General features: G+C 61.7%; 2 protein-coding genes and 1 tRNA gene. 1 reads left to right on the forward strand and 2 read right to left on the reverse strand.

What is annotated here, in order from left to right:
• Window positions 1-262: 262 nt before the first annotated feature.
• Window positions 263-844, forward strand: coding sequence for a hypothetical protein (locus DT057_RS34325; protein ID WP_128566475.1), 582 nt, complete (start codon window positions 263-265; stop codon window positions 842-844).
• A gap of 756 nt (window positions 845-1,600) precedes the next feature.
• Here DT057_RS34325 and DT057_RS34330 read toward each other — a convergent pair.
• Both DT057_RS34330 and DT057_RS34335 read right to left on the reverse strand, forming a co-directional pair.
• A tRNA-Arg gene (locus tag DT057_RS34330) sits at window positions 1,601-1,677 on the reverse strand.
• 470 nt (window positions 1,678-2,147) lie between these two features.
• Complete coding sequence (locus DT057_RS34335; RefSeq protein WP_128566476.1) at window positions 2,148-3,368, reverse strand: IS256 family transposase; 1,221 nt, start codon at window positions 3,366-3,368, stop codon at window positions 2,148-2,150.
• Between the last annotated feature and the right edge of the window lie 88 nt (window positions 3,369-3,456).

Below are 3,456 nucleotides of genomic sequence, written 5' to 3' on the forward strand. Positions count from 1 at the left end.
AGCACAAGTGGCACATCCACAAGAACATCGCAGGCTAGACGTTGCTGGATCGCGGCTCTCGCGAATGGCACTTTCCCAGTAATCCGTTTTTTAAGCCGTGATCCAGTTCATTATAATAAAATTACGGCGAGATGGCGTGCTAAAACAAATGATACGACAGGACCAACTTGGATGTTTCGTCGTAGATTCAACAGTGCTGGCATGATTCTCTCCGAAGCGTGCCTTGGCACAAGATAGGCGTTGTATCCTGAAGGAGAATCAGATGGCTAAAGGGATGTACAAGGCTGGAATCGACTTTCCATTTGTAATCATGTCAGGATCCGCTCCTCGTGTATCTGTACGATTTATGGCGAAAGAGGCAGACGATACTCCAGCGATAGCTCTTAAGTTCTTGTTCGGCTTCATAAGTGGCAAGGACCCCACTAACACGATATGGCTGCCAGAAAATGTTGGCGACGGAATGTTTGAGACAGCTAACGGCATCATTCAGTTGAATACCATTGAGCTTTGGACTGAGGGAAGTTTTCGTATTGTAGCATTTGCAAACAACTTTATGGTTGCTCAAGGTATTTGCGATTATAAGCTGACAGCAAAGAGCAAAGACTTAAAATTTTCGGCAAAACGCAATTCGCCTGGCTCGGTTACCGAATCAAACGCGGACAGTACGAGCACCGCAGAGGGGCGCACGACAGTCACTGGAACCGCGTCTTATGCTCCCGGTGGGATAGGCGTGAGCGGTTCGGTTGGTGTGTCGGGGCCCGAGACGACTAAAGGATCTACAGCAACCAAGGGCAGCACTCGCCCCGTTGCGGGCGCAGGTTTCGACCTCAGACAGGTGGTCTGACGACCGTACTCTGGAATGGGCGCAGCCTTTGTTTCTACGATCCATCTAATGATAACCCGACACAAGCCACCCGGTGTTTTCGGATTGGTGCAGCGGGATGTAATGAGGCGGGTGTTGGCTCCCCGATCGAGTCCCGTAAGCGGAACAGCATCGAGCCATAAGCTTGTCCGACCAATGCGCCCTTTCATATCGCTGATGCTCATCTCGACCCGTCATCGACGAGTTGCTGCCGTAAGCCTGCGCGAGTCCATAACACCTCGAAACGGAGCTTGAAGGCGGTTCTTACAGTGCCGAAGGATGGTCACTCCCGCCTGACGGAATCGCCACTCACGACCGCGGTTCGATCATCACGCGAGCGAGCCACCAATGCGGGAGGGAGCTTGGCTAACGAAGCTCGGGCAATCGGATGGGCAAGGAGCGTCCTGATCCTTGATCTCTCAAAGCGTGCCCCCCGTTTGGCAGGAGCGACCTCCACGTCGTAGCGCCTGAGGAGGTCGCCACCGGTGGCGCCTGCGGCCTGCCTCAGGCCAACCGGGAGTTCAGCCCGTTCAAGAGCTCGCTCCTTCTCCCTGGCCCATGAGGCAGCAGGGTGCCCGTCACGCCGTACCTGGGCTTGCCAGGAGGAGCCCCGCTCACGGATGGTCGCCATGTTCCATGTCCCGCATTGCCTGTGACAGCAGCGTGACAGACCGACCCGGTCGAGGATCCTGCGGAGGCTGAGACCAGAGAAACACCAAGCCTTACAGAGGCTTGAAGTGGCGCACCCGACACGATTCGAACGTGTGACCTTTGCCTTCGGAGGGCAACGCTCTATCCAGCTGAGCTACGGGTGCTGACCGCGGCCCCTCAGTAGCGCAAGAGGCGGCAGCGTGCAACGGTGTTGAGGGACGTGAGTCCGCGCGATGGGACGCGAGCGAAGGCTGCGGAGGCAAAGGTCACACGGTCGAACCTTGTCGGGTGCGCGGCGTCGGGAGGCTGAAGCAGCGAGGGGCCGGCTTCGTGCCCCGGGTGCGGACGGGGTGTGGCGCGGTTGAGTCGCGTGCGCCGCGAGTGCGGCGGGAATTCGTTGCTGTGAGAGCGCCGGTGTGGCGCGCTCCGAAAACGTGAGCGACGAAATTGCAGGGCGGCTTTGGCGGTCGGACGGGTCGGGCACGAGGGAGCGAATGGCGTCCCTGATGCGCAGGATTGGTAGCCGCACGAGATTCACATCCGCCGTCCGGCATCTCTCGTCAGACGTTCCAGCGTCGCGAGGGCGTCGCGCGGGGACTGTCATGAATTTCGTGTAGGGGCGGCGGGTTGAACATCAGGCCGCCATGGCCCGGGTGAAGCGCTCGCCGAAGATCAGGGCGAACTGTGCTTTGGCCATGACCCACTCACGCGGGCCCATCTTCCACGCCTTCTCGGAGCGGTTCAAGACCAGGTAGAGCAGCTTCAGCGCGGCCTCGTCGGTCGGGAAGTGACCGCGGGCGCGCACGGCCCGGCGCAGCGTGGCGTTCAGGGCCTCGATGGCGTTCGTGGTGTAGAGGATCCGGCGCACCTCGTTGGGGAACGCGTAGAAGGGGACGACCTCGCTCCAGGCTCGTGACCAGCTCTGGGCGATGGCCGGGTAGCGCCGGCCCCACTCGCCCGCCTCGAAGGCGGACAGCGCCGCCTCGCCGGCGGCGGCATCGAGAGCTCGATAGATGTCCTTCAGCGCGGCCGCCACGAGCTTGCGGTCCTTGGAGGAGACGAAGTCGAGGCTGTGGCGCAGCAGGTGGACGATGCAGGTTTGAACAAGCGCCTCGGGGAACACCGCCCGGATCGCGTCGGGGAAGCCCTTCAGGCCATCCACCACGGCCAGCAGCACATCCTCGACGCCGCGATTCCTGAGTTCGTTCATGACCCGCAACCAGAACTTGGCGCCCTCGTTCTGCGCCAGCCATAGGCCGAGGATCTCCTTGGATCCGTCGGCGCGCACGCCGAGCGCGATGTGGACGGCCTTGTTGCGGACCACCCCCTCGTCGCGCACCTTGATCCGCAGGGCGTCGAAGAACACGATCGGGTAGACCGGTTCCAGCGGCCGGGCCTGCCAGGCGGCGACCTCGTCGAGCACCGCGTCAGTCACCGCGCTGATCAGGTCGGGTGAGACCTCGATGCCGTACAGCTCGCGCAGGTGGGAGACGATCTCCCGGGTGCTCATGCCGCGGGCGTCCATCGACACGATCTTGTCGTCGAAGCCGGGAAAGCGGCGCTGATAGCGGGCGATCAGCTGCGGGTCGAACGTCGCCTGCCGGTCGCGCGGGATCGCCAGTTCGATCCGGCCAGTCTCGGTGGTCACGGTCTTGCGGCCGTAGCCGTTGCGCGTGTTGCCGGCCTCCTCGCCCGCCAGATGATGGTCCATCTCGGCGTTGAGCGCCCGCTCGGCCAGGGCCTTCTTCAACTCGTCCAGCAGGCCATCGGCCTCAAAGGCCGTTTTCGGATCGGCGCCGGCCAGGAGCTGATCCAGGATTGCGTCAGGGATGCGGGGCGATTTGCGTCGTGCCATCGGGAACCTCCTTCGGGTCCACTATGGCCGCCCCTACACGAAATGCCCGACAGTCCCCTCGTGGAGCCCTTCAGGCATTCCCACGAGG

This window comes from Methylobacterium crusticola (assembly GCF_003574465.1).
In the GTDB taxonomy this organism is placed as follows: Bacteria; Pseudomonadota; Alphaproteobacteria; order Rhizobiales; family Beijerinckiaceae; genus Methylobacterium; species Methylobacterium crusticola.

Coding starts and splice junctions, on each gene's coding strand:
- DT057_RS34325 (WP_128566475.1), top strand. CDS start 263: ATGGCTAAAGGGATGTACAAGGCTGGAATCGACTTTCCATTTGTAATC.
- DT057_RS34335 (WP_128566476.1), bottom strand. CDS start 3,368: ATGGCACGACGCAAATCGCCCCGCATCCCTGACGCAATCCTGGATCAG.